The sequence below is a fragment of the Desulfobacter sp. UBA2225 genome (assembly GCF_002348205.1).
Taxonomy (GTDB): domain Bacteria; phylum Desulfobacterota; class Desulfobacteria; order Desulfobacterales; family Desulfobacteraceae; genus Desulfobacter; species Desulfobacter postgatei.
The window spans coordinates 384-3,811 of record NZ_DDYV01000189.1 but is presented as its reverse complement, the minus strand read 5'-3'; the positions used below and the strand labels follow the sequence as shown (position 1 = coordinate 3,811).

At 48.0% G+C, this 3,428-nt stretch carries 5 protein-coding genes; 2 read left to right on the top strand and 3 right to left on the bottom strand.

Annotated features, from left to right (window positions below; all coding sequences use genetic code 11):
- A partial coding sequence (locus B3D59_RS09685; RefSeq protein WP_286819367.1) for a chorismate-binding protein occupies nt 1–1,151 on the bottom strand: 1,151 nt, incomplete at its 3' end.
- A 367-nt stretch (nt 1,152–1,518) separates the two neighbouring features.
- Between B3D59_RS09685 and B3D59_RS09680 the strand changes: the two genes are divergently transcribed.
- On the top strand, nt 1,519–1,962 hold the full coding sequence (locus B3D59_RS09680; RefSeq protein ID WP_286819366.1) for an arsenate reductase ArsC: 444 nt from the start codon (nt 1,519–1,521) through the stop codon (nt 1,960–1,962).
- A gap of 69 nt (nt 1,963–2,031) precedes the next feature.
- Nucleotides 2,032–2,529, top strand: coding sequence for an asparaginase domain-containing protein (locus B3D59_RS09675; RefSeq protein ID WP_286819365.1), 498 nt, complete (start codon nt 2,032–2,034; stop codon nt 2,527–2,529).
- Here B3D59_RS09675 and B3D59_RS09670 read toward each other — a convergent pair.
- Nucleotides 2,526–2,777, bottom strand: coding sequence for a hypothetical protein (locus B3D59_RS09670; protein WP_286819364.1), 252 nt, complete (start codon nt 2,775–2,777; stop codon nt 2,526–2,528). The two genes, B3D59_RS09675 and B3D59_RS09670, sit on opposite strands and share 4 nt — an antisense overlap.
- An 18-nt stretch (nt 2,778–2,795) precedes the next feature.
- On the bottom strand, nt 2,796–3,428 hold a 633-nt coding region (locus B3D59_RS09665; protein ID WP_286819363.1), incomplete at its 5' end, for an NAD(P)H-hydrate dehydratase.

Below are 3,428 nucleotides of genomic sequence, written 5' to 3'. Positions count from 1 at the left end.
CACCCTCTTGTTTCTTGTTTCCAGTCTCTTGTTTCTTGTTCCTGCAACGCCTCTATGGCGTTTAAAAGCGTTCTGGACTTTTGCGTGGTCTCCTCCCACTCCTGTTCCGGGTTGGAGCGGGCCGTGATTCCCCCGCCGATGTAAAGGACATACTGGTTGTCTTCAATTTCCATGCTGCGCAGGTTCACATAAACGTCCGTGCCGCTTTGTCCAAGACGCCAGGGCCCCAGGAACCCGGTATAATACCGCCTGTCGTGGGGTTCAAAGTCCTGGATAAAACGAGCTGCCGCAACCTTGGGCAAACCGCAGACCGCAGGCGTCGGGCAAAGCTGTTCAACAAATTCTCCAAGCCGGTCTTGGATTTGGTCTCCGGAAAAAAAGAAAGAAGTTTTCAAGTGGGCCACGGTGGCTGTCTCAAGATCCTGGGGCCCCTTTGTCTGGTAGGTTGAAAAACCAAACCGGTGGAGCACATCCACCGTGTACCTGGAGACAAAGGCCTGCTCTTCAATCTCCTTGGTAAACCAGCAATACCGGCCATCGGGACGCCGGGGCTGGGTGCCGGCCAGGGACACGGTCTGGGCATGCCGCCCATCGAAGCGAAACAACAATTCAGGGGTGGCCCCCATCCAAAGCCCGGCCTTAGGCAGATTTGCCACAAAAACAAACACAGCCGGGTTTGCGTCGTGCATCCCAAGAAAAAGCCGACCCATGGATTCACTTTTTCGCTCTTTACAAATCCGCCTGGAGACAATGACCTTGGAAAATTTTGCGGCGTTGATCTGTTCAATGGCATGCTTGACGCACACCAGGTAATCATGAAACTCCGTTGAGATGCAAGGGTCTTTTGTTTCGCGACTAAAAGGGGCCGACGTCAGGGATTCCGGGTTAAACGACAGGATCTGATCATAACCTTTCAGGTGTATGGCCGGCTGCAAAACAATGACAGGCGCATTGTCGGATATTTTAAACGGGGCAAACACAAATCCGCGGACTCGGCTCAACGCCTCTATACTTGCCGGGAATATGATATCATTTTCCGACCCGGCAATCAGTTGTGGGCTGTCACTCGACGATTGGAACCAGCAGGCAAATGCGACATTTTTTTCTATCAGATCATCAATCAGACAATCAAGCTGTGTAACGCTGTTCATCCTGTTCCTAATTTTTTACCGGCAGCGGCGGCAGACGCGACCATTACATAAATCTTAACAGTTTATTTCTTTATTATATTTCAACCTGAGCGGTTTTTTTAACATCCCTCGTCCATGAATAACAGTTTTTTTTGGCGGGATGTTTAATCTTCCATTAAATTCATTTTCTCATAAACGTCTAACAATTATTTGCTACATGTAATTCATTTTACATTTGATAGTCTAAATCTCAATTTTTCTGATTAAAGACTTTTGAAGAACAGCCATGGGCTGACCTGGCATATCAACTGCCAGACATAGCCCACAACGAAGGTTGAAAGATCTGTGTAGGTTACACAGATCTTTCATATAAAGGAGGTAAAGTTACATGTCAAAAAAAACGATACTTTTTGTTTGTGAAATGAATACTTGTCGCAGTCAAATGGCTGAAGGTTGGGCTCATTACCTTTATCCGGATAAAATTAACGCTTTTTCAGCAGGAATCAGCACTGGCCCGCTTGACCCGCTTGCCGTTAAGGTAATGAAAGAGGCCGGTGTTGACATCTCTGGTCATGAAACCCATGAAGTTAAGGATTTTATGAAAAAAGATATTGATTGTGTCATAACCGTATGTAATACCGCAGCGCAAAAATGCCCAAGTTTTGCGGCTGAGGTAAATGTCATTTGTCAATCCTTTGACAACCCTCCAGAGCTGACTAAAAATTTAAATAACGAAGATGAAAAGCTTGCTGTTTATCGACGCGTCCGGGATGAGATCAGACTTTTTGTTGAAGGGTTGCCGGAAAAAATTACCAGTAAAATTATTGGATAGGTAAGGCCCCTGGTCAGAATTTAAGGGACTAAAATACCAGTTATTGATTTTATATTNNAAGGGACAGGCATGGAAACCATTTCGATTATTGCTACCGGCGGCACCATTGATAAAATTTATTTTGATGCAAAAAGTGAATATGAAGTGGGGCCGCCAAACGCCATTAAGGTGCTTAATCATTTTAACCTGCAAGTCCCTTACACCATTACATCACTTCTGCGTAAAGACAGCCTTGATTTAACGGATGAGGACAGGGAACTTATCGCCGAAACGGTTGCGGCAGACCCTTGCAGGATGATTATTATCACCCACGGAACAGATACCATGCCGGAGACAGCCAGGCACATCATCTCCCATGGCGGCGCAAAGAATAAAACGATTGTGCTCACGGGCGCTCTGCTTCCTGCCATGTTCAGCGACACGGACGCGATTTTTAATATCGGCTGCGCCCTGGGCGCTGTTCAAAAGGCTTGCCCCGGTGTTTATATCGCCATGAACGGAAAAATATTCATGGGTGGGAAAGTAATGAAAAACAGAGAATTGGGCAGATTTGAAGAAAAATTTTAAGTACTCGCCCTGGAGTTGTCGGCGGCATTTTGCAAATCTTGAACCAGGGCCGCTAAATCCAGGTTGTATTTTTCGGCAACCGCGTCAAGGGACTCAAAAAGCGCGTTGCAGCAGATGCATTCCCCTGCCCTGTCATCCCAGCGTTTGAACACCTCCTGGGCGGCACTGTATGTTGAAACAATATCCAGCACTGTCATGCCGGGCTCAATTGCGCTGATCAAAGAACTGTTTTCTGATTTATCCGTCACTTTTTCACTGTTTTTTTATTATTGATAGTCCGGATCTGCCATAACCCGGGCCAGGGCTTTGGGGATCTGTAAGATAAGGTCCATAACCTGTGAGGCGGGTGTCGGCCTGGCAGAGACCCCGGCCATTCGATTGACACGGGCTGCAATGCGGCAGGCTTTTGGGATGCTTTTCCCGGATTCAATCAAGGCGCAGACAATGCCGGTCAGGGTGTCTCCGGTACCGCCCATGGCCTCCATGGCTTCGGCAGCAGGTTTGCTGACCTGACCTGTGATTTCACCGTCAGCCACCATATAATCAACACTGCCTTTTACCAGAAGGTGACGGGCCCCGTTCCGGTGTTCATGGGCCCGGGCAATAAGATCCGGCACATTATTGTCCTGGTGCAAAATAAACCCTCTGGTATAAAAAGGATGGGGCGCAGTTTCGTCAGCCAGAAAGGAGAGTTCCCCCACATCCGGAGTAAAAAGATCATAGCTTTGCGCCTGGCCGCTCATCTTGGCCGCGTACATGAATCCGGCGTCTGCAACGAGAACAGGCCTTTTCTCCATCTCTTCAACGGCAAAAAGAACTTTATTGTGCCAGTCTACGTCAGGCTGAAGATAGTGAAACGCCAGGGTGGTTGGCGCCATACCCGGCAATTCCCGGGACAG